General features: G+C 62.1%; 23 protein-coding genes. 11 read left to right on the top strand and 12 right to left on the bottom strand.

Going from position 1 to position 24,107, the window contains the following annotated elements; all coding sequences use genetic code 11:
• The first annotated feature begins 225 nt into the window (after positions 1 to 225).
• Together Q355_RS0100340 and Q355_RS0100345 are read left to right on the top strand one after the other, a co-directional pair.
• Entirely contained in the window at positions 226 to 1,341 is a 1,116-nt protein-coding gene (locus Q355_RS0100340; protein WP_027875936.1) for a DegT/DnrJ/EryC1/StrS family aminotransferase, read from the top strand.
• A 45-nt stretch (positions 1,342 to 1,386) separates the two neighbouring features.
• Complete coding sequence (locus tag Q355_RS0100345; protein WP_027875937.1) at positions 1,387 to 3,414, top strand: M3 family metallopeptidase; 2,028 nt, start codon at positions 1,387 to 1,389, stop codon at positions 3,412 to 3,414.
• Positions 3,415 to 3,746: 332 nt separating this feature from the next.
• Here the strand turns inward: Q355_RS0100345 and Q355_RS0100350 are convergent, their stop codons facing one another.
• The 3 genes from Q355_RS0100350 to Q355_RS0100360 form a co-directional block, all read right to left on the bottom strand.
• On the bottom strand, positions 3,747 to 4,853 hold the full coding sequence (locus tag Q355_RS0100350) for a type IV pilus twitching motility protein PilT (protein WP_027875938.1): 1,107 nt from the start codon (positions 4,851 to 4,853) through the stop codon (positions 3,747 to 3,749).
• 130 nt (positions 4,854 to 4,983) lie between these two features.
• The gene (locus Q355_RS0100355; protein ID WP_027875939.1) at positions 4,984 to 5,523 is read right to left on the bottom strand and encodes a hypothetical protein; all 540 of its coding nucleotides are present in this window, start codon (positions 5,521 to 5,523) and stop codon (positions 4,984 to 4,986) included.
• Between the two features lie 120 nt (positions 5,524 to 5,643).
• The gene (locus Q355_RS0100360; protein ID WP_027875940.1) at positions 5,644 to 6,354 is read right to left on the bottom strand and encodes an NTP transferase domain-containing protein; all 711 of its coding nucleotides are present in this window, start codon (positions 6,352 to 6,354) and stop codon (positions 5,644 to 5,646) included.
• A 67-nt stretch (positions 6,355 to 6,421) separates the two neighbouring features.
• Between Q355_RS0100360 and Q355_RS0100365 the strand changes: the two genes are divergently transcribed.
• From Q355_RS0100365 to Q355_RS0100385, 5 genes are all read left to right on the top strand, one after another.
• Positions 6,422 to 6,625: a DUF3248 domain-containing protein gene (locus tag Q355_RS0100365; protein WP_027875941.1), complete on the top strand. Its 204-nt coding sequence runs from the start codon at positions 6,422 to 6,424 to the stop codon at positions 6,623 to 6,625.
• Positions 6,625 to 7,056 carry a DUF3809 family protein gene (locus Q355_RS0100370; protein WP_027875942.1) on the top strand — a complete coding sequence of 144 codons (432 nt, stop codon included), beginning with the start codon at positions 6,625 to 6,627 and terminating at the stop codon, positions 7,054 to 7,056. Before Q355_RS0100365 ends, Q355_RS0100370 begins: the two co-directional genes overlap by 1 nt.
• Positions 7,057 to 7,141: 85 nt before the next feature.
• On the top strand, positions 7,142 to 7,819 hold the full coding sequence (locus tag Q355_RS0100375) for a metal-dependent hydrolase (RefSeq protein WP_027875943.1): 678 nt from the start codon (positions 7,142 to 7,144) through the stop codon (positions 7,817 to 7,819).
• A gap of 31 nt (positions 7,820 to 7,850) precedes the next feature.
• A complete protein-coding gene (locus Q355_RS0100380) occupies positions 7,851 to 8,714 on the top strand; it encodes a serine/threonine-protein kinase (protein ID WP_027875944.1) in 864 nt (287 codons plus the stop codon).
• 327 nt (positions 8,715 to 9,041) lie between these two features.
• Positions 9,042 to 10,967 (top strand): AMP-binding protein, encoded by a 1,926-nt coding sequence (locus tag Q355_RS0100385; protein WP_027875945.1) that lies wholly within the window; start codon positions 9,042 to 9,044, stop codon positions 10,965 to 10,967.
• A gap of 251 nt (positions 10,968 to 11,218) precedes the next feature.
• On the opposite strand, the gene Q355_RS0100390 is transcribed toward Q355_RS0100385, so the two are convergent.
• From Q355_RS0100390 to Q355_RS0100405, 4 genes are all read right to left on the bottom strand, one after another.
• Complete coding sequence (locus Q355_RS0100390) at positions 11,219 to 12,319, bottom strand: type IV pilus twitching motility protein PilT (RefSeq protein WP_027875946.1); 1,101 nt, start codon at positions 12,317 to 12,319, stop codon at positions 11,219 to 11,221.
• Positions 12,320 to 12,519: 200 nt separating this feature from the next.
• Complete coding sequence (locus Q355_RS0100395; RefSeq protein WP_084495967.1) at positions 12,520 to 15,933, bottom strand: PAS domain S-box protein; 3,414 nt, start codon at positions 15,931 to 15,933, stop codon at positions 12,520 to 12,522.
• A 130-nt stretch (positions 15,934 to 16,063) separates the two neighbouring features.
• A complete protein-coding gene (locus Q355_RS0100400; protein WP_027875948.1) occupies positions 16,064 to 16,288 on the bottom strand; it encodes a DUF4842 domain-containing protein in 225 nt (74 codons plus the stop codon).
• Positions 16,257 to 17,333 (bottom strand): M28 family metallopeptidase, encoded by a 1,077-nt coding sequence (locus Q355_RS0100405; protein ID WP_027875949.1) that lies wholly within the window; start codon positions 17,331 to 17,333, stop codon positions 16,257 to 16,259. The genes Q355_RS0100400 and Q355_RS0100405 overlap by 32 nt, the downstream gene beginning before the upstream one ends.
• A gap of 117 nt (positions 17,334 to 17,450) precedes the next feature.
• Here Q355_RS0100405 and Q355_RS0100410 point away from each other — a divergent pair, with 117 nt between their 5' ends.
• Positions 17,451 to 17,753 (top strand): hypothetical protein, encoded by a 303-nt coding sequence (locus Q355_RS0100410; protein WP_027875950.1) that lies wholly within the window; start codon positions 17,451 to 17,453, stop codon positions 17,751 to 17,753.
• Positions 17,754 to 18,033: 280 nt separating this feature from the next.
• Here Q355_RS0100410 and rsfS read toward each other — a convergent pair whose 3' ends face one another.
• From rsfS to rplU, 4 genes are all read right to left on the bottom strand, one after another.
• Positions 18,034 to 18,378 carry a ribosome silencing factor gene (gene rsfS, locus Q355_RS0100415; protein ID WP_027875951.1) on the bottom strand — a complete coding sequence of 115 codons (345 nt, stop codon included), beginning with the start codon at positions 18,376 to 18,378 and terminating at the stop codon, positions 18,034 to 18,036.
• A gap of 33 nt (positions 18,379 to 18,411) precedes the next feature.
• A complete protein-coding gene (obgE, locus tag Q355_RS0100420; RefSeq protein WP_027875952.1) occupies positions 18,412 to 19,662 on the bottom strand; it encodes a GTPase ObgE in 1,251 nt (416 codons plus the stop codon).
• Between the two features lie 64 nt (positions 19,663 to 19,726).
• A complete protein-coding gene (rpmA, locus tag Q355_RS0100425) occupies positions 19,727 to 20,002 on the bottom strand; it encodes a 50S ribosomal protein L27 (protein ID WP_027875953.1) in 276 nt (91 codons plus the stop codon).
• Positions 20,003 to 20,063: 61 nt separating this feature from the next.
• A complete protein-coding gene (rplU, locus tag Q355_RS0100430; protein WP_027875954.1) occupies positions 20,064 to 20,369 on the bottom strand; it encodes a 50S ribosomal protein L21 in 306 nt (101 codons plus the stop codon).
• A gap of 237 nt (positions 20,370 to 20,606) precedes the next feature.
• On the opposite strand from rplU, the gene yqeK reads away from it, so the two are divergent.
• A complete protein-coding gene (gene yqeK / locus Q355_RS0100435; protein ID WP_027875955.1) occupies positions 20,607 to 21,173 on the top strand; it encodes a bis(5'-nucleosyl)-tetraphosphatase (symmetrical) YqeK in 567 nt (188 codons plus the stop codon).
• A gap of 203 nt (positions 21,174 to 21,376) precedes the next feature.
• A complete protein-coding gene (locus tag Q355_RS0100440; protein WP_051529242.1) occupies positions 21,377 to 22,633 on the top strand; it encodes an LCP family protein in 1,257 nt (418 codons plus the stop codon).
• 43 nt (positions 22,634 to 22,676) lie between these two features.
• Here the strand turns inward: Q355_RS0100440 and Q355_RS0100445 are convergent, their stop codons facing one another.
• Entirely contained in the window at positions 22,677 to 22,859 is a 183-nt protein-coding gene (locus Q355_RS0100445) for a hypothetical protein (protein ID WP_027875957.1), read from the bottom strand.
• 241 nt (positions 22,860 to 23,100) lie between these two features.
• Between Q355_RS0100445 and deoC the strand changes: the two genes are divergently transcribed.
• Positions 23,101 to 24,084, top strand: coding sequence for a deoxyribose-phosphate aldolase (deoC, locus tag Q355_RS0100450; RefSeq protein ID WP_027875958.1), 984 nt, complete (start codon positions 23,101 to 23,103; stop codon positions 24,082 to 24,084).
• Positions 24,085 to 24,107 lie beyond the last annotated feature (23 nt).

Raw genomic sequence — 24,107 nt, forward strand, 5'->3', positions numbered from 1 at the left:
ATCGTTTTTCAGGCTGTTGCTACCCGCGCTTCAGGCGGGGGCCCCAGAAAAAGAACAAATCAAAGACATTTCTTGTGAACCCCTAAAAGCCGTCGAAACGCGCTGATTTTTCAGGCTGTTGGGCCCCAGCGAAAAACCACCGCACCCTTCACAAACGTTGCCATCAGGCTTAGAGGCTCGATGATTATGAAGGGTGCATTATGCTAATCCAAGGGTGTTTTTTCTATGATTTCGATTCTGGATCTCAAGCGGGAGTACCTCGAGCTCAAAGGGGAAATTGATGCTGCCATAGAACGGGTTCTAACCTCTGGCGGGTTCATCGGGGGGCCCGAAGTCGCTGCCCTGGAAGACGATCTGGCCGCCTATTTGGGCGTTCCTTACGTGGTCTCTTGCGGTTCCGGCACCGATGCCCTGGCCATTGCCTTACGGGCTATGGGAATTGGGCCAGGGGATGAAGTCATTACCACGCCTTTTACCTTCGTTGCCACCATCGAGGCCATCCAGCACGCTGGGGCCAGGCCGGTGCTGGTAGACATCGACCCTCAGACCTATAACCTTAATCCCGACCTCCTCGAGCCAGTCCTCTCGCCGCGCAGCAAGGCCATACTGCCCGTGCACCTGTACGGCCAGGTCGCGCCCATGCAAGCAATTCTGGCCTTCGCCCAAAAGCACGGGCTACAGGTGCTGGAAGACGCTGCCCAGGCCATCGGCGCGCGATATTACCCAGACCAGCCAGCAGCCCAGCCCCACGCCCACGCCGGCACCCTGGGCCACGCCGCCGGATTTAGCCTGTATCCCAGCAAGAACCTCGGTGCCTATGGCGATGGGGGCTTTATTACCACGCATAGTGAGGCCATCGCTCAGGAGTCGCGCCTGCTGGCCAACCACGGCTCCAGGGAGCGCTATCACCACCTGCGTGCGGCTGGTTACACCTCGAGGCTCGACGCCATGCAGGCTGCCATCCTGCGGGTCAAGCTGCCCCATCTGGAGGCCTGGAACGCACGCCGCCGCCAGATTGCCGCACGCTACACCCAGGCCCTGAAGGGCTACGTGCAAACCCCCTGCGAGATGCCCTACGCGCTGCACGTCTATCACCAGTACACCATCCGCCACCCCGAGCGCGACCGGCTGGCTGCCCACCTTAGACAACAGGGCATCGGTAGCAGCATCCATTACCCGGTACCGGTACACCTGCAACCCGCCTACCGCGGGCTAGCCCCTGCAGGCTCCCTTCCCGCCGCGGAGGCAGCCGCCCGCGAGGTGCTGAGCCTGCCCATGCACCCTTTCCTGGAAGAGGCCGAGGTAGAAGCAGTGGTGCGGGCGGTGCAAAGCTACGCCTGAATACTGCACATTCTATAGACCCAGACCCCTTTATACTGAGTTGCTATGCCGGAAAACCCCTTACTGCAAATCCGCTACGATATTCCTTTTAGCCAGATCCGCCCTGAGCACATCGAGCCCGCCATCCAGAGCCTGCTGGCCCAGGCCGAAGCCGAATTTCAGGCCATTTTGCAGGTAGATGGCCCGCGCACCTTCGAAAACACCCTGCTGCCCCTGGATCGGCTGGGCGAGGGGCTGGGCTACGCCTTTGGGCTGGTGGCCCACCTCGAGAGCGTGGTCTCGAGCCCCGAGCTACGGGCCGCCTACAACGCCGTCATCCCCGCCATCTCCGCTTTCTACACCCGGGTGCAGATTTCTGCCGAGCTGTACCAGGCCCTAAAAGACTTTGCGGCCTCCCCCGAGGCCCAGCAGCTCAGCCCCGACTGGGCCCGCTTCCTCAAGCTGCGGCTGGACGAGTTCCGCCGCCAGGGGGCCGACCTTCCGCCCGAAAAGAAAGCCCGCCTCGAGGCCCTCAACACCCGGCTTTCGGAGGTCACCACCCAGTTCGAGCAGAACCTCACCGACTCCACCGCCGACTGGGAGCTCTACCTGGACGAGACCCAGGTCGCGGGCCTGCCGCCCAGTGCCCTCGAGGCCGCCCGCCAGAGCGCCCGCGCCAAGGGGCGGGAGGGCTACCGCTTCACCCTGCAGCAGCCCAGCTATCTGGCCTTGCAAACCTACCTGGACGACGGCGAAATTCGCAAACAGGTCTACCTGGCCTACCACCGCCGCGCCACCGAGCTGGGCCGCGACAACCGCCCCCTGATTGACGAAATTCTCGCCCTCCGCCGCGAGAAAGCCGCGCTCCTGGGCTATGCCAACTTTGCCGACTACGTGCTGGAAAACCGCATGGCGGGCAAAGCCGAGACGGCCCTTCGCTTCGAGCAAGACCTGAAGGCCGCCTATGAGCCCTACTTCAAAAAAGAGCTGGCGGCCCTCGAGGCCTTTCGCCGGGAGCTCGAGGGCCCTCAAGCACCCCCGCTGGAGCCCTGGGACATCGCCTACTATGCGGAAAAGCAGCGCAAGGCCCTCTACCACTTCGACGAGGAAGAACTGCGGCCTTACTTTGCCCTGCCCCAGGTGCTCAGCGGGCTTTTCGAGGTGGCGCAGCGGGTGTTTGGCCTCGAGGTGCGGGAAGTACAGGGCGTGGACACCTGGCACCCCGAGGTCAAAACCTACGAGATTTACCGCGAGGGCCGGCGCATCTGCCGCTTCTTCACCGACTGGCACCCCCGCGAGAACAAACGCGGTGGGGCCTGGATGAACTCACTCATCCGCGGGGTGCGCCAGGGCGAAACTACGGAGCCCCACCTGGGCCTGATGTGCGGCAACCTGACCCCACCCGTGGGCGACCAGCCTGCCCTGCTGACCCACCGCGAGGTCGAGACCATCTTCCACGAATTCGGCCACCTGCTGCACCTGGCGCTCTCGAGCGTAGAGGTTCGCAGCCTGGTGGGCACCCAGGTGGCCCGCGATTTTGTGGAGCTGCCCAGCCAGATTATGGAAAACTGGTGCTGGGAACGCCAGGCCCTGGATCTGTTTGCCCGTCACTACCAGACCGGTGAGCCCATCCCGGACGAGCTTTTTGAGAAAATGCTGCGGGCCAGGAACTACTGGGCCGCCAACCTGGGCATGCGCCAACTGGCCTTTGGTACGCTTGACCTGGCCCTGCACGTTCACTACACCCCCAGCGATGGCGATGTCGTCACCTACGCCCGGCAGGTCATGCAACCCTTCATGCCCGCCCCGCTTCCCCAGGACTTCGCCTTCGTGGCTGGTTTTGCTCATCTATTCGGTCATCCGGTGGGCTACGCTGCCGGCTACTATTCCTACAAGTGGTCGGAGGTGCTCGACGCCGATGCCTTCTCGCGCTTCAAGGCCGAAGGCATCTTCAACCGCCAGACCGGCGAAGACTTCATCACCCACATCCTTAGCAAGGGCAACGCGGCCGATCCGGCCGAACTCTTCCGCCGCTTCCTGGGGCGCGACCCCGACCCCAAGGCCCTGCTGGCCCGGTCGGGGCTGCTGGACTAGTCGCGGCACGCCTGAATACCCAGTCCAACCAAAACCGTTGGACTGGGTAATATGAACCCCGCCTGAATCGTTCCGTTACACAGAGGTTAGGGCATCATCGTTTTTCAGGCTGTTGCTGCCCGCGCTTCAGGCGGGGGCCCCAGAAAAGACCAAATCAAAGACATTTCTTGAACGCTTTGTGCGTGCCCCATCCTGGCAAAGTCAGGATGGGGCTCAGGCGAGCCGCTTCATGCGCTCCGGCACGTGATATGAAATCTCGCTGGGTTGTTCCCTTGATGTGGTGAGCCTGAGCGGTAACAGGTAAAGGGAACACCTGTGATGGATGCCAGTATCTACGGTCGGCGTGCGCCTGTGGCCTGCGGAGCAGAGGCACCCACACCGGCCAGGCGGGCAAACTCCTTGGGGTCTACCGCGCGCGACATCCCCATTTCGTAGGTAATCAGCTTGCGCTTGTACAGGTCGGCCAGGTGAGCGTCCATGGTAATCATGCCGAGCTGGCCACCCGTTTGAATCACGTTGATCAGCTGGTGGCTCTTGCCTTCGCGGATGAGCGCCCGCACGGCCGGGGTTGCAATCATCAGCTCATAGGCCAGCACCCGCCCACCGCCAAAGGCCTTGGGTAGAAGCTGCTGGGTCAGCACCGCTACTAAGTTGTTGGAAAGCTGTACCCGTACCTGTTCTTGCTGCGACTCCGGAAACACGTCGATGATGCGGTCAATGGTCTCGGGGGCGCTGTTGGTATGCAGCGTGCCCATGACCAGGTGGCCGGTCTCGGCAGCAGTAATAGCTGCTGCGATGGTTTCGTAGTCGCGCATCTCCCCTACCAGAATCACGTCGGGGGCCTGGCGCAGCACCGAGCGCAGGGCTTTGTCGAAACCGTGGGTATCGGAGCCGATTTCGCGCTGGTTGATGATGGAAGACTTATGGCGGTGGAAAAACTCGATGGGATCCTCGATGGTCACAATGTGGCAGCGCTTCTTCTCGTTGATGTAGTCAATCATCGAGGCCAGGGTGGTGGACTTGCCCGAGCCGGTAGGCCCGGTCACCAACACCAGGCCCCGCGGGTTCAGGGCAATATCGGCCACGCCTTTGGGCAGGCCCAGCTCCTCAAAGCTTTTGATGCTGGAAGGCACCACCCGCAACACCCCACCCACACTGCCGCGCTGCAAAAAGATGTTGACCCGGAAGCGGCCTTTGCCGGGCAGGCTAAAGGAGAAGTCGAGCTCTTTTTCTTCCTCAAAAACCCGCTGCTGCTTTTCGTCCATCAGGGCATAGGTCAGGCGCCGGGTTTCCTGGGGGGTCAGGGGTTCAAATTCGGTGGGGTGAAACTCGCCATCCACCTTGACCATCGGCGGAAGACCCACCGTGATTACCAGGTCTGAGGCGCTTCGTTCTACCGCCAGGTTAAGCAGGTCTACAATATCAGGTGCTTTACTCATAGGCCTCTCCAGTTGCCAATTAGGATACGCCAGGTCGAGGGCCGGGTATGTTTATATGCCCAAGCAAAGCTTTTGAAGGTCGCTGGCGCAGCCCCCACCGACCAATGTTTTGCGCTTGCAGCACCTGGCCCTACTTGGCACCCAGGTATTTGAAGTAGCGCTCGCGCGTAATCATGCCGTGCACGGTATCGCCATCGGCCACAAACACAATCGGGTGCTGGCGGAACAGCGAACCCAGCTCACCTGCGGCGGTATCGCCAGAAACCACCGGGGCCTCGTCCCAGGGCACCAGTGAGTCGGCGATGCCGATAACGCCCACCGGATGCCCGGCCTCGAGCAAAACAGCAATATTGCCCTCGAAGGATTGTAGCGCGGTGATAACCGGCACCGGCCTGGCCAGCTTGCGGGCCGAGGTGGGGGCCAAAATACCAGCAGAAAGCAGGGTGGTGGTGGTTACTTTGACCGCTTTTTTGGCAAGCAAAAGGCTGAGGGTAAAAACCAGCAAGAAAGCCAGCCCCTCGAGGACACCAAAAAAGTTAAAGCCCTCCCACCCAAAGCGGCCTCGCCCACCCAAAGCCAGGTGTATAAGCCCCGAAACAACCAGCCCTGCAATCAGGGCTGCGAGATAAGCAATTAGACCCGCCAGGCGTAAGTCACGAACAGTTCGCATCTGGCTTCTAGTCTACACCGGCCCAAGGGGTGTCTACAGCAGAACCTGAGGCCACAGGGTTTGCGCGGGTGCACCATCACCTCCGGCACAGCCTGGGCCGTGGTACGGAGTGTTTGCGGGCTATGGCTCGAGCCACTGCAAATCCTCTACTTTGTCGATGTCCACGCCCACCTCGGCATAAGGGGTAATGAGCGCTCTGGCCGGAACCCCGATAATTTGCGAGACCCTGGCCTCGAGCCCGGCAATATCGGCCTGACCCAAAAGCACCTTAAGCAGGGTTGCAAAGCCAATCATCTGGGCCAGCGCCAGGGGTTTTTTACGCAGCTCCAGGGCCCGCCTGAGCAAAGGCAGGGCTGTAAAAAAGAGTTTTTTGTCGATGATGACCAGATTACCCCCGGTAAAGTAGCCCTCGCGAACCCGGGCATAGGTGCGGCGCATCCCAGGGAAGCGCTGCTCAATGGTTGCTTTGGCAATGATGGTATAAACGAAACCCGCCTGGGGCGCGTTTTCCAGCACCCAGCGTACAGCTTCCTGGCGCAAAAACGGCATGTCGCCGGTAGCGACCAGCACCTTGTCGCCCTCGACGGCATTAATTCCCGCCTCGAGGTTGGCAATCAGGCTGCCCTGGTCGGGCAGGGCTACCCTGGGTGGAGGGCTCAGGGGCACGGGCGGCCCCACCAAAATTACCTCCAACCCGGCCTGCGTCAGGGCCTCGAGGGTGTACTCCACCAGCGGACGGCCCCGGTAGGGCACCAGGGTTTTGCTGGCCACGCCAAACTTTTGCGCTAGGGGATCGCTGGCATAGCCTCCGGCCAACACAATCGCTTCCACCCGCTTAGTTTACCCTTGGTTGCCTGCCTCTCTTTACCCAGGCCCCACCAACCGATACCCTAGTGGCATGGACGACCTACTCGAACGGCTGGGAAACTATCTGGTCTGGCGCATTGGTAAGGCCGAGGGTGAGGAGGTGCTGGTGGTACGGGTCGGGCTGGCCTCAGCCACCCCCGAGTTCGGCCATCTTGCACGCCTGCGTAACGTATCCGATGAGGAAATCGAGCAACTAGCCCAGGCCGGGCAGCTACGCATCGAGTGGGTCAACTGATGGTACTGGAAAAGTCTTTCAACCTACGGCTGGCAGAACCCCCTGAGCGGCTGCTCCAGCCCGAGCGGGTGTTTGCTGGCAAACCCCCTTTTGGCGAACTGACCCGCACGGATACCACCCTCCAGGGCTATCTGGTGGCCGAGGCCCCGCTGTTTGGAGAAATCCATTTTCCTTTCCAGAGCCGTATTCACCCACAGGGCATAACGGCTCGCCTCGAGGCCCTGCGCCTCCCCGACCCCCCGGCCTTCTGGGCCGAGCTCGAGGGCCACGGCGAGGTGGTCGAGGGGGGCCTGGTCTACCAGCTCACCCTTCGCATCCACGCCACCTTGCCCCAGGGCGAAAAATGGGGCGGACGGGCCCTGGGGCGCCTGGCCGAAGCCGCCTTCGAGCGCAATGTGGAGCGGGTTTTAGAGCGCCTTACCCAGGGCTGACCCCCATCACCAACCCCGGCCAGGCTGGTTCAGCAGGCCCAAACACAGCTTCGGACATATACTAGTAACTGTCGGAGGTGGAACTATGCTCGAGGTACGCTATCTGGGACATTCGGCGCTGCTCATTAGCGATGGCACCACCCGCATCGTGGTAGACCCCTTCCTTACCGGCAACCCCAAAGCAGCCCTGGCAGCCAACCAGGTAGCCGCCGACCTGATTGTGCTTACCCATGCCCACGGCGACCACTACGGCGACAGCGTGGCCATCAGCCAGCGCACCGGAGCCCCCATCATCTCCAACTTCGAGATTGTCAGCTACGCCGAAAAGCAGGGTGCTAAGGGGGTGGGTATGAATCTGGGCGGTACCTATAAGTTTAAAGGCGGCTGGCTCAAGTGGTTTCCGGCCTGGCACTCCTCGTCGTTCCCGGATGGCACCTATGGTGGGCTAGCCCAGGGCTTTGTGCTCGAGCTCGGCGGCAAGCGCATTTACAACGCTGGCGATACCGCCCTTTTTAGCGATATGGCCCTGGTCGCCCAGTACAGCCCCGACCTGGCTATTTTGCCCATTGGCGACCATTTCACCATGGGGCCAGACGATGCGCTAAAAGCCCTCGAGCTAACCCGCGCCAAACAAGTTTTACCCGTGCACTACAACACCTTTCCCCCCATTGCCCAGGACGGTGCGGCCTTTGTCCAGCGGGCCGGCCTGCTGGGGGTGGGGGGCCAGGCCCTTCAACCAGGTGAACACATAACGCTTTCGTAACAGGCCCTTTGTTGCAATTAGCCACAACCTCATGGACTATCGCCGACTGACCCGACAACACTATAAGCTCGAGATGCTCCTGGGCCTGGGGCGATCGTCCCAGGTGTATCTGGCCCATGCCCCCGACGGCACCAAAGTGGCCCTCAAGGTGCCGCGCCGCGAGGTGCGCACCGACCGGGCCCTCACCGAGCGTTTTGCCCAGGAGGTTGCCCTGTCGCTTACGCTGAACCACGCCAACCTGGTGCGGGGGCTTTCGGGCCGCCCTGAGGGGGAAGGGGCCTTTCTGGCGCTGGAGTACTTCGAGGAAGGCACCCTCGAGGACAGGCTCAAAAAAGGCCCCCTTAGCCGCGAAGAAGCCCTCGAGTGCTTGTGTCAAATTGCCCATGCGCTCATTTACCTCCACGACCGCGGCATCATCCACCAGGACGTCAAACCGTCCAACATTTTTATCGCTGGCACGCTCTTCAAACTCGGCGACTTTGGCGTAGCCAAGACCCGCGAAAACCCCAAACCCCTGGAACGGGCCGGAAGCCCCTTCTACATGGCCCCCGAGCTATTTCTGGGGGAACCAGCCACCCCCGCTTCGGACGCCTATTCGTTTGGGGTAATGGCCTTTGAGCTGCTGGCTGGCAAGCGGCCCTTTGTGGGCGAAACCCTGGAAGAAATCTCCCACGCCCACCTGCACCGCCTGCCGCCCCCCACCAACCTTCCACCCCACCTCGACCGGATTGTACGCAACCTCCTGGCCAAAGACCCCGCCCTCCGGGCCACCCCCAAAGCCTTTCTCCAGGTCGTGCAGGGCAACACCCAGACCGAGGCTACCCCCAGCAAAAGCTCCCCGGAAGAGAAGCCTTCCAGGGGCAAGGGGCTGTTTGGCTTGTTTCGCAAGCGCTAGAAGCCGCTGCCCACAAAAACCGTGTGAACGGTGTCTCTCAAATGCGCGCTGCGCTACTCAGCGCAATTTTGTTGGTCAAAACCGCCTGCTGCAGGTGGGGGCCTCAACGAAAAGCACCCATCAAGAACGCCTCCCAACAAGTCCGCACAAAATGCTTTCAGGGTGTTGGTGGGCGCATCAGAGCGCTCTTCACAACAATTGAGCCGCTCAAAACTCGATTGCTTTGTCCTGCACAGCACAGTTGCCTCCCGGATGGGAGGCAACGTCTGTGAAGGGTGCGATAGAGCTTCTGCCGATAAACTATAGGCAAGCAAAGTGAGGCCCGTTATGAGCGAACCCATCTGGTTTCCATCCGACGCGTACAAGCACGGCAGCCATATTGAAGCCCTGCTCAAGCACCTGAACCTGGGTAGCTATGAAGCGCTTTATGACTTTAGCATCCAGCAGCCCGAGGCTTTTTGGGAAGCCACCCTGAAGCTTTTGGGCATTGAGTGGTTTAGCCCTTATCGGCAGATGCTGGACATCGCCCAGGGGCCGCAGTGGCCCCGCTGGTTTGTGGGGGGGCAGCTCAATTTAGCCCACAACGCCCTGCACCATGCCAGAACCCGGCCAGCCGACCCTGCCCTTCTGTGGGAAGGTGAGGACGGGGCAGTGGTACGGCTAAGCTATGGCGAGCTCGAGGCCGCCGTGGCCCAGGCTGCCCATGCGCTTAAGTCGTTGGGGTTGCAGAAAGGCGACCGGGTGGGCCTTTTTTTGCCCATGCTGCCCGAGACCGCCATTAGCGCTTTGGCGGTGGCCCAGGTCGGGGCAATTATCGTTCCCATCTTCTCGGGCTACGCCGCCGAGGCCGCCGCTACCCGGCTGCAGGATGCCGAGGCCAGACTGCTCATCACCGCCGATGGCTTTTATCGCCGGGGTGGTCGGGTGGGCCTGCTGGACAACGCCCGCAGCGCAGCCGCCCTATCGCCCAGCGTAGAGAAGCTCCTGGTGGTGCGCCGCTTTGGGGACGTGGCCCTGGCCCAAAACGAGCTGGCCTGGGATCAGATCGTTTTAGCCCAGCCTACAGCCGCACCTTACGAGCCTATGGACAGCATGGATCCCTTCATGCTGATCTACACCTCCGGCACCACCGGCAAACCCAAGGGCACCGTGCACTACCACGCCGGCTTTCCCATTAAAGCCGCACAGGATATGGCCCACCTGTTTGATCTGCGCCCACACGAAACCTTGTTCTGGTTTACCGATATGGGCTGGATGATGGGGCCCTGGGCGATTCTGGGCAGCCTGACCATTGGCGGTACGGTGCTGCTCTATGAAGGGGCCCCCGACTACCCCGATGCAGGCCGGCTGTGGGCCATCTGCGAGCGGCACCGGGTTACCCACCTGGGCCTCTCCCCTACCCTGGTGCGGGCTTTGATGCCCCTGGGGGACGAATTTGTTCGCAGGCACGACCTATCCAGCCTGCGTATGCTGGGCTCCACCGGCGAGCCGTGGAACCTGGAGCCCTATCTCTGGTTCTTCAAAACTGTGGGGCAGGGCCGTATCCCCATCATCAACTACTCGGGCGGCACCGAGATCGGCGGCGGCATCCTGGGCTGTACGGCCTGGCGGCCCATCAAGCCCATGGGCTTCAACACCGCCGTACCGGGCATGCACGCCGAGGTACTCGACAGCACGGGCCAGCCGGTACGGGACGAGGTGGGTGAGCTGGCCGTGCTGGCCCCCTGGCCGGGCCAGACCAAAGGTTTCTGGAAAGCCCCCGAGCGCTACCTGGAGGCCTACTGGAGCCGCTTCGAAAACATCTGGGTACACGGCGACTGGGCCATTTTGGATCGGGAAGGCCACTGGGTCATCCAGGGCCGCAGCGACGACACCCTCAAGATTGCCGGCAAACGGGTAGGGCCTGCCGAGTACGAAAGCGCCGCGGTGGAGCACCCCGCCGTAAAAGAAGCCGCGGCCATCGGCATTCCCCACCCGGTAAAGGGCGAGGCCGCAGTGGTGTTTGTGGTCTTGCGAAGCGGGCAGGCCCCCAGCCCCGAGCTCGAGCAAGCCATCGCTGAGACCATCGCACACCGCCTGGGCAAGGCCCTCAAACCCGAACGCATACTGTTCGTGCCCGACCTGCCCAAAACCCGCAACGCCAAGGTGATGCGCCGGGTGATCCGCGCGGCTTTTCTGGGCCAGAACCCTGGCGACTTATCGGCCCTCGAGAACCCCCAGGCGGTAGAGGCCATTCAACAGATCGCCAGGTAGCAAGGCCCCCTCGTAAGAAATGTCTTTTTGCTGGGGCCCCACCCGAAGCTGCGCCAGGAGCTGCCCTGGCATCCGGTCGGCTTTGGCCTGCCCCGATGTGATACCAGATTCGGTTAGTTCGTCACCGAACGGTGACGAACTAACCCGACCGAAGGGAGTGCTCTAGGATTCAAAAAGATAGCCTCTTAGCGCTTTTTGTTTGAAGATTATCTTTTTGAATCCGGTATGAGAGGCTCTGGGGATTATGCCGACTAAAAAGACCGTCCGGTGGCCTTGGTCAGCATGAGCCGGAGTTCGTGCGGGCTGGTGGCCGAACCCTCGGCGTCCTCGAGGCTGATGTATCCCTGGTTGTAAAGCTCGACCAGGTGCTGGTCGAAGGTTTGCATGCCCCGCAGGTTGTCCTGTAGCATGGCGTCCTTTATTTGAGAGGTCTTGTTCTCATCCTTGATGAGGTCGCGCACAAAGGGGGTGGCCAGCAGAATTTCCAGGGCCAGCACACGGCCGTGGCCGTCGGCGCGCGACAGCAGGCGTTGCGAGATGATGCCCAGGAGCGACTCGGCCAGGAGGATGCGAATTTGCTGGTGTTCGTGCAGGGGGAAGAAGTCGATGATGCGGTTAATGGTGCGCGCCGCATCCAGGGTATGCAGGGTGGAAAAAACCAGATGACCGGTCTGGGCTGCCATAATGGCCGCTTCCACCGTTTCGCGGTCGCGCATCTCGCCAATCAGAATCACGTCCGGGTCTTGCCGCATGGCGTACTTGAGGCCCGAGCTAAACGAGTCGGTGTCTACTCCCACCTCGCGCTGCACCACCAGGCTTTTCTTGTGCTTGTGCAAAAACTCGATGGGGTCTTCGATGGTGACGATGTTTTTGGGGTAGTGCAGGTTGATGTGGTCAATCAGGGCGGCCAGGGTGGTGGACTTGCCCGAGCCGGTGGGGCCGGTAACCAGCACCAGGCCGCGTTCCTTGCAGGCCAGCTCTTCCATCACCGGGCGGGGTAGCCCCAGGGCCTCAAAGCTGGGGATGGTTTCGGCCACTACCCGCATTACCAGCCCAAAGCTGCCACGCTGGTGCAGCAGGTTGCAGCGAAACCGCGCCAAGCCCGGCACGGTGTAGGCAAAATCCATCTCTTTTTTGTACTCGAGCTCCTCGAGCTGCACGGGGTTGAGCAGGCTTCGAACAATGGCCTCGATGTCGCTCGGCGAGAGAACCTTGTTGCCAAAGGGCTTGAGTTTGCCATCTATGCGAACGGTAGGGGGCGCACCGGCCTGTAGGTGAATATCGGAGGCTCGAGCCTGCACCATGCTGCGCAGCATTTCAGCGATGGGAGTGGGGGTTTGGGTGGTACTCATCTGAAGGCTCCCTTGTGTCCACACTTGACGGGGTGGATTGTGCTCGAGTCCACCAACCACCGCGACCCAGCCGCTATTGCGATGAGTGCCTGGTATCCATACCGGCCTGGCCGCACGGTCGGTGTCCATCTGAAATCCACGCCCATGAGTATAGAATACCTGCCCGGCCTCATCCCCCTTAAATGAACAAGCCAAAACGCTTAACCAGGGGGCTCAGCGGAGTGCATGTCCTGGTCGATGAGCTCGATGAAGGCCTCCACCACCCGGGGGTCAAACTGCTTCCCGCTTTGCTCGCGGATGTAGTCCAGGGCTTTCTCCTTTGGCCAGGCCTGGCGGTAAGGCCGGTCGGAGGTGAGGGCGTCGTAGACGTCGATCACCGCAAAGATACGGGCCTCGAGGGGGATGGCCTCGCCCTGGAGCCCCCGCGGGTAGCCCGAGCCGTCCCAGCGCTCGTGGTGGGCATAGGGGATGGCCAGGGCCTTGCGCAGGAAGGGAATACCCGAGAGCCACTGATAGGCCAGGGTGGGGTGCTTGCGCATGAGCGCCCACTCCTCCTCGTTGAGCTGGCCAGGCTTGAGCAGCACGGCGTCGGGCACGCCCAGCTTGCCCACATCGTGCAGGATGGCCCCGCGCCGCAGGTGTTCGATGTCTTCTTCCGACAACCCCAGCTTGCGGGCCAGCTTCACCGTCAGTTCGGTAACGCGCTGGGTATGGCCGGCGGTCTCCTGGTCGCGCAGCTCCACCGCCTGGGCCCAGCCCATAAGGGTCAGGTCGTAGGCCACTTCCAGCTCGAGCTTGGCCCGTTGCAAATTCTCGAAGAGCTGGCTGTTCTCGATGGCGATGGCCCCCTGGGTGACCATGGCCTGCAAAACCTCCTCCTCCTCGCCCGAGAGCTCCCAGGGGCCACGGGTGAAGGCCACCAACGCCCCCAGCAGCTCCCCCTTGGCCAGCAGGGGCCAGGCCCGCATGGCCAAAAAGCCCTCGCGCAGGGTGAACTCGGGATCGAAGCCAGGGTCGCGGCTAAGGTCGTCTACCACCACCGGCCTCCGCTCCAGGGCGGCCCGGCCCGCGTGCCCCTGCCCCAGCGGAATGCTGTAGCGGTGGATCTCCGCAAAGGGAGAGTGGAAGCCGCGGGCCACAACCGGCTCGAGCCGGTGGCTTTCCTTGCGGTACAGCAGCACCGCGACCGCATCCAGGGACAGTCGCATAAGCTGGTCGCACAAGACCCCCAGGGCCAGGCGCAGGTCCAGGCTGGAATTGATGGCCTGGTCAACGGTGCGTAAGGCCTCGAGCTGGCCCACACGCGCCTCGAGCTTGCGTCGCAGCGAGGCCCGGCGCACCGCGTTGCCAATCACCTCGCCCATAAGCTCCAGGCGCTGCACTTCGCGCGCGCTAAGCTCGCGGGGGTGGGCCACCGCCAGCGTGAGCACGCCCACCCGCAAGCTTCCCGCCCGCAGGGGCAGCACCACCCCACCCCAGCCGGGTGGTACCAGGTGGCGGATGCCCGGGCGCACCCTGGGGTCGGCGGCAAACTCGCGGCTCTGGTAGAGCATCCCCTGCAGCAGCACCCAGCCGGTTATGCTTTCTTCCCGGGCGACCGGCGGGGTGGGGATTTTGAGCAACCAGCCCTGGCTGGCCATCTCCTCCAGGGCGTGGGTCTCGGGGTCGTAGAGCAGTATGCTGCCCACAGGGGTCTCCAGGAGGGCCAGCGTCTCGTCCAGGGCGGCCTGGAGCATCTCCTTGAGGTCGTCGGAGCGGCGCAGGGCCTCGGAAAGCCGAACCACCGCCTCGAGGTCGAGCTGGCGCTCCTGGGCCTCGGTAACGTCGAAGCCCACACCCAGAACCGCTGGATGCCCCCCCAAGTCTACGCGGGCCGCCGAGTAGTCCAGCCAGCGCGTCTGGCCGCTTTTGGTCTGGATGCGGAAGCGGTAGCGGCCCTCCACCTCCTCGCCCCGCAAGCGGGTCTGGCCGCGGGCGCGCACCATCTCCCGGTCGAGGGGGTGTATAAACTCCCAGATCGGGCGGCTTTTGATTTCCTCCAGCGAGTAGCCCGTGATGCGCTTGGCCTCGAGGTTGGCAAAAACCAGACGATCCTCCTGCCACATCAGGGTGAGGGCGGGTGCGGTCTCGGAGAGGGTGCGGAAGAGGGCTTCCTGCTCGGCCAGGGCGCGCTGGGCCTCAATTTCGGCGGTGGCGTCGTAGGCAAAACCGGTCAGGAGCTGGCCTTCTGGGGCGGCCACCCGCTGCTCCTGGAGCCAGATCCACCGCCCGCTCTGGCCGTGGCGGTAGCGGTAGCGCAGCACCTTAACCTCGCCAGGGGTGCCCGCATTGTTGGGCAGGCTGGCCCGATCTTCGGGGTGGATGTTGTCCCACCACAAAGAGGGGTTGTGCAGCAGGGCCTCGGGGGCGTGGCCCAGGATTGTCTGGGCCTGGGGGCTGACATAAAGCAGCCGGCCGGGCTCTCCCGGTAGGAATTCCACCTGGAACACCACCCCCGAAAGTGCTTCCACCATGGCCTTGAAGCGGCTTTTTTCCTGCTCCAGCGAGCGCCGGAGCCGGTCTTCCTCGGTGATGTCGCGCACGTTGAGCACAATGCCCCGCACCGCGGGGTGGTGCAGCAGGTTGCGCCCCCAGATGCGCGCATGGCGGTCTTCCCCAGAGGCATCCAGGATGCGCACACGGTACTCGCGGGTCTCGCCGGGGTGGTGCACCATGTACTCGAGCGCGGCCTCGGCATAGGGGCGGTCGTCGGGGTGCACGAAGTCGAGGATATTTATCGGCTGGTGCAAATAGCCTTCGGGGTTGTAGCCCAGCACCTGCCCCACATTGGGGCTGACGTAGCGCATGGTGCCGGCTTCGTCCATCAGGTATATAAGGTCGGAAGTATTCTCCACCAGGGCCCGGAAGCGCTCCTCCAGCCGGGCTTGCTCGCTGATGTCAATTAAACTGCCCTCGAAATAGAGCACCTGCCCGCGGCTATCCCGCACCGGAAGGGAGTACGCCTGCACCCACAGCACCTGGCCATCCTTGCGCCGCAGGCGAATGCGCTGGGCCAGCATCAAGCCGGATTTAGCGGCCTGCTGAATAAGTTGTTCGCGCTCTGCGACCTCGAGGTACAGCGCCCGGGCATTCAGGCCCAAAAGCTCTTCTCGGCTGTAGCCCAGCATGGTGCAGAGGGTGGAGTTGGCCTCGAGGATATGCCCGTCCGGCGTCGAGCGGTACAGGCCCACCGGTACCGACTCGAAAAGTTCCCAGCGGCGCTTGCGCTCGAGGAGCTTGTCCAACGCTTCTTGCAGGCCGTGGGGAAGCCTCGAGGCGCTCACAAACTCGGTCAAGGTGGGTGCTGCTTCCACCAGCGCCAGGGCCTCGAACTCGGCGGGCACCAGCGCGACCACCGGGGTATCGGGGGCAAAAGTTTTTACAAGGCGCAGCGCCTCCAGGCCATACCCTGGCCCGGCACAGAGAATTACCACATCGCAGGCCCCTTTACTCAGAAGCTGCTGGAGCGTGGGCAGGTCTCTGGCCGTATGCCACTCTGCCCGCAAACCCTCGAGGCTTCGCTGAATAAGCGGGTCATCGTGAGGGTTTTGGGTCGCCAGTAGGATCCGCAGCACTAGCAGATTATAGTCCTCTTTGTAGCCTGAACCTGTTCAAGTCTACACCCTCTGGTCTTCGGGCAGGCCCGGCCAGCAATCAATCGGTAGCTGGTTTGGCCCTACCGATTGGGCAGTCCAGGGGAAAATCTTACTTAAAGCGGTTGGAGCCCGGATGAGCCAGCGAGGGAAGGTTCATCAGCTTGCTGGTCTCGCGGTAACCTGGCAGGTCGCGGTACCAGTCCTTGTAGCTCGAGCCCCCGCTGGCAATCCATGGGTCAAATTTCAGGTAGCCATCCCGAATGTCAATACCCAGGCTAACCCAGCCTCCGGGCCGGTTCTGCTCAAACCAGCTGGCGCACCAGTGTACGGGCATAAAACAGGGTTTCCTGCACTGCCTCCCAGTCGACCCCATCGGGCCGGTCGGTAGGCCAGTGCCAGTTGGGTGGTATCCCGTTCTTCAAACGAATAAGCGTCAGGCAGGGGATTTTTCTTGCGGCAAAAGGGCGGGTATCGAAGTAGGCCAGGCGATAGGCCAAAGGTTGCGCGCCTGGGGTGGCCTTGGCCCGCTCGAGCAGGGCCCCCCGATAGGCATGGTAGATCAGCATCCCCTCGCCGGTGGCATAAAACAGCTCGCCCTGACCCACGTTGTCGATGTTAAGCACCAGGGCATCGGGTGGGATTCGCCCCGAGCGCACCAGGAACTCGGCCCCCTTTGCTCCAACCTCCTCGCTGCCTGTAAGGGCCAGCACCACCCGGTGGTCGGGTAGGGGATCCCGGCGCAGCTCCTCGAACAAGGCCACCGCCACCGCCACTCCTGTCGCGTTGTCGTTGGCTCCATTGACATAAGGCGCGCCCAGTTCACGCAAAGCCAGAAGCACTGCCTGTACCAGAAAATACAGGCCCAGTAGCTGCGAAACCCCTGTCCACAAAGCCCCCAAGGGCAGCAGCGTAGCCAGCGCTGCATTAATCAGAAAGTTGTGGCGAAAAAACCGTACCCGTTTGGGGTGGTAGAGGAAAAAGGTCTTGGCCGTATCGTAGTGGGCCATCAAAGCCAGGGTCTTGCGGCCCTGTCCAGTCTGGGCCAGCACATTTTGCGAGGGGTAGCGGTCAAAAAGCTTCCGCCAGGGTACCCACCAGCCCGAAAAATGCGCCCAGAAGCCGAGGGCGCCCACCAGGGCCAGCCACCAAAGCCCCAGCCAGCCTCCCAGGGCCAGCAACAGGCTGATCAGGATGAGCTCAGGGCCATAGCTGCGCGGGGCCATAAAGGGCTGCACTTCCACCTGATATTCGGGATCCTCCGCAGTGCGGGGGCTGGTCTGCTCGAGGTAGGCTTTAATTTTCCGGGCTGCCAGGGCCTCGCAAGCCGTGGCGCTCCCCCGGTGGGGCAGGGCACAGAGTTCTTCCCAGAGGTGGCGCATGGCTGTAGCTTAACGCTGCAGACAAAAAACAGGACACGGGGGGTCTGGGGGTTTTGCATCACACTTTGTGCGAAAGGCCCTTTGTCCCCACCAAGCCCAGGGCTTAAACTTGGAGGCATGGGTAAGAAGCGTCGGGAAGAAAAGCTCAAACGCAAAACACAGCAGCGCGTACCGCTCTCGGGCCGGGACATGCTGCGTATATTCCCCAGTCTGCTCCTGCGGGCTTTTATTGTGGTCATGCCGCTAACCCTGCTCATGACCATCCTGGGCGGCAGTGGGGTTACGCTGTTCAACAACTTCTGGGTACAGATGGGGGCTTATCTGGCGGCTTACATCGTGTTCAACAAGTTTATCTTTGGCCCCATCCGCAACTACCGACCTGTGCAGGCCAACCCCTCCAGCACGCCCAAAGCCAAGTAGTTGCCTTTGTCGCGGCCTGTCTTTGGCCGCGTGCACAAAGTTTCCTGGTATACCCCTGGCGTGGTAGCCCCGCCGGCACACCGTGCAACCACAACACACCAGGGCTGTTTTTTAGGGAGGGCACATGCTGCCGAGGCCCCACACAACCGCCTCAAGCAGGAGGTGGGGCGTCAGATGTGTTGTTGGCGTTATCGCACCCTTCACAGACGTTGCCTCCCATCCGGGGGGCAACTGTGCTGTGCAGGGCACAGCCATCAAGGTGGTAGGGGGTCAATGTGCTCTAAATTCGCTTTGCGTCAGCCCAGAAGCCTTCCAGGTCGTAGTACTCACGGGCCTCGGCACTCATCAGGTGCACCAGCACCGGGCCATAGTCCAGGAGCACCCAGCGTGGGCTGGGGCCTTCGACCTTGTTGGCCCGGATACCTTCTTCTTCCTGTAGTTTTTCCCGCACGGCCCGCTCGAGGGCTTGCAGGTGGGGTTGGGAGGTTCCGGTGGCAATTACAAAGTAGTCGAGCGAGTCGGAGACAGCGGTCAGGTCCAGCGCCACCACATTCTCGGCCTTCTTGTCTTCCAGGGCTTCTTTGATCTGGCGGATGAGTGTTTGGGTATCAATGGCTTTGACCATTCGTCCTTATTGTACACAAGTGGGCAGGACAGGCTACCTGACCTCGGGGATGTACTCGAACTCGTGCTGCCCAAAGCGCACGGTATCCCCCGCCCGCACCCCGTGGGCTTTAAGGGCCTGCTCCACCCGGTAGCGCTTGAACAGTTCTTGCAGGTAGCCCGCAGCCTCCATAAGGTCGCCCTTAAGACGATCCAGGTGGCGCTGCACCTGGGGGGCCTCGAGCTCAAACACCCCTTCTTCTACCTGGGTCACCTTGATGTAATCGGGGGCCTCGGGCCTGGGCCTGGGCTGTTCCATGATGGGTTTGGGCGCGGCCTGCACCAGGGCAAACAGGGCCTCTACCAGCTCGGACAACCCCGCGCGGGTCTGGGTAGAGATGGGCAGCACCGGCAGGCCCGTCTGGCTCAGCTCGCCCACCAGGGTCTGCACCTCTTCTGGGGTCAGCAGGTCTATTTTATTGAGGGCAATCAGGGCCTGGCGCCCTAAGAGCTCGGGGTTGTAAGCCCGCAGTTCGGCCCGGAGGGTGTGCAGGGTCTGCACCGGCTGGTCGGTGCCATCGAGCACGTACAAGAGAACTCTAGTCCGGGCGATGTGGCGTAGGAACTCCAGCCCCAGGCCCCGGCCCTGGGCGGCCCCCTCGATGATGCCAGGGATGTCGGCCATGGTGATGCGCTCGAGGTCGCGCTCAATTACCCCCAGGTTGGGCGAAAGGGTAGTAAAAGGATAGCTGGCAATTTTGGGATGGGCATGGGTCAAGGCCGCCAGAAGGCTGCTCTTGCCGGCGTTGGGGTAGCCCACCAGCCCCACATCGGCCAGAAGCATCAGCTCGAGGCGCAGTCTGCGCTTCTGTCCTTCCTCGCCGGCTTCGGCAAACCGGGGGGCCTGCCGGGTAGGGGTCACGAAACGGGTATTACCCCAGCCTCCCCGCCCCCCTCGGGCAGCCACCAGGGTCTGGCCCTCCTCAATCAGGTCGGCCAGCAGTTCGCCGGTCTCGGCATCGTAGACCCGGGTTCCTCGCGGCACCTCGATAACCAGGTCTTTGCCCGACTTACCAAACAGCCCTTTGCCCATCCCGTGCTGGCCGTTCTCGGCTTTGTACACCCGCTTGGAAAGGTTGGAAAGCGAGTCCACCTGGCCCAGGGCGCGCAGGATAATCGAGCCTCCATCGCCCCCGTCGCCCCCATCAGGGCCACCTTTGGCGATATATTTTTCACGCCAAAAGCTAATACAGCCGTCACCCCCACGTCCGGCGGTCACGCTAATCTCGAGCACATCTCTGAACATAAATCCTTCACCAAAAAAAACGAAGGCCAGAAGCACAGGCTTCCGCCTTCGGGGCAAATTCTGGTTAGTCGCCCGCCTGTGCTACTTCCAGGGGCTTGACCCGCACGAAGCGGCCCATGCGGCCCTTGTCGGCAAACTCCACCACGCCGTCAATGAGCGCAAACAGGGTGTAGTCGCGGCCCTGGCCCACGCCCGCACCGGCGCGGAACTTGGTACCACGCTGGCGCACCAGCACGTTACCCGCCTTGACCACCTGGCCCTCGAAACGCTTGACCCCCAGGCGCTTGGCTTGGCTGTCGCGCCCGTTTTTGGTTGAACCCAGACCTTTCTTGTGTGCCATAGTGAGCTCCTTCAGGGCGCCGATAGCTCATAGCAGATGGCTAAAAGCTATCGGCTATCAGCTAAGCGCGAATCTCCTTCACCACAATCTCGGTGTAGGGCTGGCGGTGGCCCCGCCGACGGCGGTACTGGACTTTGGCCTTGAATTTGGCCACCACTACCTTTTTGCCTTTGCCGTGCTCGAGCACCTCGGCCACCACCTTGGCGCCGGGTACGGTGGGGCTGCCAATCACAGTCTTCTCGCCACCCAGCATCAGGGCGTCGAACTCCACGGTATCGCCGGGGTTGGCCTCGAGCTTCTCCACACGCAGCTTGCTGCCCGCTTCTGCGCGGTACTGTTTACCACCGGATTTAATGATTGCGTACATGACCACACTCTCCAGTTAGCCGTCCGGGATGCAGGTGCAATCCAACCAAACGGCTCGGGCCTTTTGACCCAGCCAACTGACAACTATAGCGGCTATGGCCAATTGTTTCAAGTGCTTGTCGCGGCCTCGCGGCCCCAGTGGGGGCGCTTGCTGGAAACTTCCAAAAATGTGGTAGGCTCTCTTTTGCGGATGGGCAGGAGTTTCCAAACCTGCTCCCGCCCTCGGCGGAGGCTTAGATTGATAAGCACAAGCTCTGTCGTTGATTACGCTGAAAAGGTGCGCCAGCTGGTCAAACCTGAGCGCTACGAACATATTCTGCGGGTAGCCGAGTTGGCCGCCCAGATTGCCGCAGCCAACGGGCTTGACCAGGAGAAAGCTTATTTGGCAGCAATCCTGCACGACGCGGCGCGCGACCTCAGCGCCGAACGCCTGCAGCAGCTTGCTCCACCCGAAAACGATATCGAGCGTCAGAATCCCCTGGCCCTGCATGGGCGGGCGGGCCGACGACTGGCCCAGGAATGGGGCATCGAGGATCAAGAGGTGCTCGAGGCCATCGAGGGCCACGTCTACGGGGTTGATCCCGAACATAAAATCGGCATGGCGCTCTACATCGCCGATGTCTCCGAGCCGGGCCGCGGGGTCAATCAGGAGATCCGCGAAATGGCGCTGGCGGGGCAGCTCGAGGAGGCCTACCAGAAAGCCGTGATCTGCAAAGTCCGGTATCTGCAGAAAAAGGGCATCGAGCCCCACCCGCGCACCTGGGCCGCCTATCAAGCGCTGCGAGCAGCGCCAGATGAGCCATAGCCCACCATGCCTCTAATACCAGATTCGGTTAGTTCGTCACCGAACGGTGACGAACTAACCCGACCGAAGGGAGTGCTCTAGGATTCAAAAAGATAGCCTCTTAGCGCTTTTTGTTTGAAGATTATCTTTTTGAATCCGGTATAACCTGCTATGTGGCCCAGCCGGGAAGGCCATAGGCCGTTCAATTTTGTAATCTAGTGGTCATGGCGCAACCGCACAGACCCCCCCACAGCAAATCGGGGTCGTTGGCTTACCACCGGGCTGGGCCACGCTTTTCACTAATTTTTCTGGGGCTGGCCCTGCTGGCCCTGGCCGGGGCCCTGGCCTATGGGCCTGCGCTTCAGGAAGTGCGGGCTGGGCTGTTTGGCGAATACCAGGGAGGCAGCCCTCCCGAAGAGCTCAGTCTGGTGGTCGCAGCCCGCGACACCGAATACTGCGGCTACCATACCCCCTGCGGACCGGGGCTACGCACCGATACCATCTTTTATATGCGCTTGCGCGGCTCGGAGGCCACCGTGGTGGCCATTCCCCGCGATTTGCGCTACAGCGGCGAAACGCCAGCAGGCTACTTCGAGGGCAAGATTAACGCCGTCTACGAGCGAGGGGGTGGGGCCGATGCCCTGCGCCTAGCAGTAGAAGACCTGCTGGGTGTACCGGTGCAGCATTACCTGATTCTAACCTTTGAAGCCGTGATGAAGCTGGTGAATGCGGTGGACGGGGTGGATGTGGTGCTGCCCTATCCCATGAAGTACACCGACCGGGCCGCCGGGCTGTACATAGATTTTCCGGCAGGGCCCGTGCACCTCGACGGCAAAGATGCCGTTAAGTACATGCGCTTTCGCCGCTGGGAAGGCTCCGACCTGGGCCGGCTGGATCGCATTAAGGAGGTGATGGGGCTGGCCCTCCGCAAGGCCCAAAGCCCCCGCTACTGGCCGCGCCTGCCGGGGGTTGCCAGCGCGGTATGGGACTCCCTCGAGACCAGCCTTCCCGCCAGCGAAGCCCTGCGGCTGCTGCCCAGCCTGCGTAGCCTGAGCCTGAGGAGCGCTACCCTGCCCACGCTGGAGGAGGGCAACTACCTGATCCTCGACCAGGCCGCCATGTCTTCCTTTACCGCCGGGCTCCTGGGCCACGCCTCCGATGCCGAGGCGATGGCCCGGCTGGTGCAGGCCGAGGCCCTGGGTCTCAAAAGCCTTTTGCTCGACCAGAGCGGTACTAGGCTGGGTGAGCGTTACCGCCAGGGCTTTATAGAAATGGGCATTCCCGCGCCCGACGTGCAGGTGGGGGAGGTAGGGGGCTCGAGCATGGTTCTGGTGCGCAGCGGGGTTTCGGTGGTGGGGCGTGAATCCCCGGCGTTCTTGCTGGCCAAAGATTACGCCGATCTGCTCCACCTGCCCCTGCAAACCCGCATTCGCCTCGAGCCCAGGGGTTACGATGTGATTATTGTGCTGGGGCCCGCCTGAGCAAGCATCCCTTGCGCGGCCTCCTGCACCCCGGGGCCCGCTGCTACTCGTCGGGCAGGGGCTCGTCGTCGGGGTCGAAGGCGTAGTAAAACTTGAGCGGATGCACCTCGACCACCCGCAGCACCTCGCCGCATTCGGGACACTCCACCTCGAGGCCCACCCAGGGGTTGGGCACCTCGATCAGCTCGCTACAGACCGGACATTGTGCAGCTTCCAGGGTTTCCATGCTCACCTCCCACAGCTTTGACCGCACCCAAACTGTTGTACCCAGCACCAGCATGGCAGGTTGGGGTGGATCGAATGTCCCAGCGCGACTGTTACAGCTCGAGTCGTAGCCACCGGGCAACAACCCATGCTGGTTTTCAGCACCAGCTTATCGCACTCTTCACAGGCGTTATCTCCGAACCCTACAGGCTGGCTGGCGCTAAGCTATAATCGGCTGTACTCGAGCCCTACGAGGCCCACTTATGGCAACCGCAACCATACCTCAAGCCCATCCACTGCCGGAACGCAACCCCGGCACCCCCTTCGATCCCGGTGTGCTCGAGGGCGCTCTGGTCAACAAGAGCGCCGTTGAGCGTCGGGCCGCCACTCTGCCCACCCGCCGTACCGTCAAGAAGGAGTGGCAGGCGGCCTGGCTTCTTCACGCCATCAAAACCATAGACCTCACCACCCTCTCGGGCGACGACACCCCCGGCACGGTGCGACGCCTGTGCGCCAAAGCCCGCCAGCCGGTACGCCCAGAGCTCCTGCGGGATCTGGGTGTGCCTCACCTGCGGCTCACCACCGGCGCAGTCTGCGTTTATCACGAAATGGTGCCCACTGCGGTAGCTGCCCTCGAGGGCTCCGGCATCCCGGTGGCTGCGGTTTCGACGGGGTTCCCGGCGGGCCTCAATCCGCACCGCCTCAAGCTGCAAGAAATTGAGGCCTCGGTAGCGGCTGGGGCCAGCGAAATAGACATCGTCATCTCGCGCCGCCATGTCCTCCTGGGCAACTGGAAGGCCCTCTACCAGGAGGTGCGTGACTTCCGCGAGGCCTGCGGCCCGGCCCACATGAAAAGCATCCTGGCGGTGGGCGAGCTGGGTACCTTCAAGAATATCTATAAAGCCAGCATGGTCTGCATGCAGGCCGGCTCCGATTTCATCAAAACCTCCACCGGCAAAGAAGCCGTTAATGCCACCCTGCAAAACAGCCTAGTGATGGTTCGGGCCATCCGGACTTTCTACCAGCAGACCGGCTACAAAGTAGGCTTCAAGCCCGCCGGGGGCATCCGCACCGCCAAGCAGGCCCTGGACTGGCTCATCCTGATGAAAGAAGAACTCGGCCACGAATGGATGCAGCCCCACCTCTTCCGGATTGGGGCCAGCGCCCTTCTGAACGACATCGAACGGCAGCTCGAGCACTTCGCTTACGGGCGCTATGCCTCCATGCAGTACCAGCCGCTGGGATAAAAGCAGCGGCGCGCAAAACTCGA

This window comes from Meiothermus cerbereus DSM 11376, assembly GCF_000620065.1.
Classification (GTDB): domain Bacteria; phylum Deinococcota; class Deinococci; order Deinococcales; family Thermaceae; genus Meiothermus; species Meiothermus cerbereus.

Excerpts from the sequence above, each read along its gene's own strand:
- Q355_RS0100440 (WP_051529242.1), top strand. The coding sequence starts at position 21,377 with ATGGCGCAACCGCACAGACCCCCCCACAGCAAATCGGGGTCGTTGGCT.
- Q355_RS0100380 (WP_027875944.1), top strand. The coding sequence starts at position 7,851 with ATGGACTATCGCCGACTGACCCGACAACACTATAAGCTCGAGATGCTC.
- Q355_RS0100405 (WP_027875949.1), bottom strand. The coding sequence starts at position 17,333 with ATGCGCCACCTCTGGGAAGAACTCTGTGCCCTGCCCCACCGGGGGAGC.
- Q355_RS0100375 (WP_027875943.1), top strand. The coding sequence starts at position 7,142 with ATGCTCGAGGTACGCTATCTGGGACATTCGGCGCTGCTCATTAGCGAT.
- rplU (WP_027875954.1), bottom strand. The coding sequence starts at position 20,369 with ATGTACGCAATCATTAAATCCGGTGGTAAACAGTACCGCGCAGAAGCG.
- Q355_RS0100350 (WP_027875938.1), bottom strand. The coding sequence starts at position 4,853 with ATGAGTAAAGCACCTGATATTGTAGACCTGCTTAACCTGGCGGTAGAA.
- Q355_RS0100370 (WP_027875942.1), top strand. The coding sequence starts at position 6,625 with ATGGTACTGGAAAAGTCTTTCAACCTACGGCTGGCAGAACCCCCTGAG.
- Q355_RS0100390 (WP_027875946.1), bottom strand. The coding sequence starts at position 12,319 with ATGAGTACCACCCAAACCCCCACTCCCATCGCTGAAATGCTGCGCAGC.
- Q355_RS0100355 (WP_027875939.1), bottom strand. The coding sequence starts at position 5,523 with ATGCGAACTGTTCGTGACTTACGCCTGGCGGGTCTAATTGCTTATCTC.
- deoC (WP_027875958.1), top strand. The coding sequence starts at position 23,101 with ATGGCAACCGCAACCATACCTCAAGCCCATCCACTGCCGGAACGCAAC.
- rpmA (WP_027875953.1), bottom strand. The coding sequence starts at position 20,002 with ATGGCACACAAGAAAGGTCTGGGTTCAACCAAAAACGGGCGCGACAGC.
- Q355_RS0100400 (WP_027875948.1), bottom strand. The coding sequence starts at position 16,288 with ATGCCCGTACACTGGTGCGCCAGCTGGTTTGAGCAGAACCGGCCCGGA.
- Q355_RS0100385 (WP_027875945.1), top strand. The coding sequence starts at position 9,042 with ATGAGCGAACCCATCTGGTTTCCATCCGACGCGTACAAGCACGGCAGC.
- Q355_RS0100345 (WP_027875937.1), top strand. The coding sequence starts at position 1,387 with ATGCCGGAAAACCCCTTACTGCAAATCCGCTACGATATTCCTTTTAGC.
- rsfS (WP_027875951.1), bottom strand. The coding sequence starts at position 18,378 with ATGGTCAAAGCCATTGATACCCAAACACTCATCCGCCAGATCAAAGAA.
- Q355_RS0100340 (WP_027875936.1), top strand. The coding sequence starts at position 226 with ATGATTTCGATTCTGGATCTCAAGCGGGAGTACCTCGAGCTCAAAGGG.
- Q355_RS0100365 (WP_027875941.1), top strand. The coding sequence starts at position 6,422 with ATGGACGACCTACTCGAACGGCTGGGAAACTATCTGGTCTGGCGCATT.
- obgE (WP_027875952.1), bottom strand. The coding sequence starts at position 19,662 with ATGTTCAGAGATGTGCTCGAGATTAGCGTGACCGCCGGACGTGGGGGT.
- Q355_RS0100445 (WP_027875957.1), bottom strand. The coding sequence starts at position 22,859 with ATGGAAACCCTGGAAGCTGCACAATGTCCGGTCTGTAGCGAGCTGATC.
- Q355_RS0100410 (WP_027875950.1), top strand. The coding sequence starts at position 17,451 with ATGGGTAAGAAGCGTCGGGAAGAAAAGCTCAAACGCAAAACACAGCAG.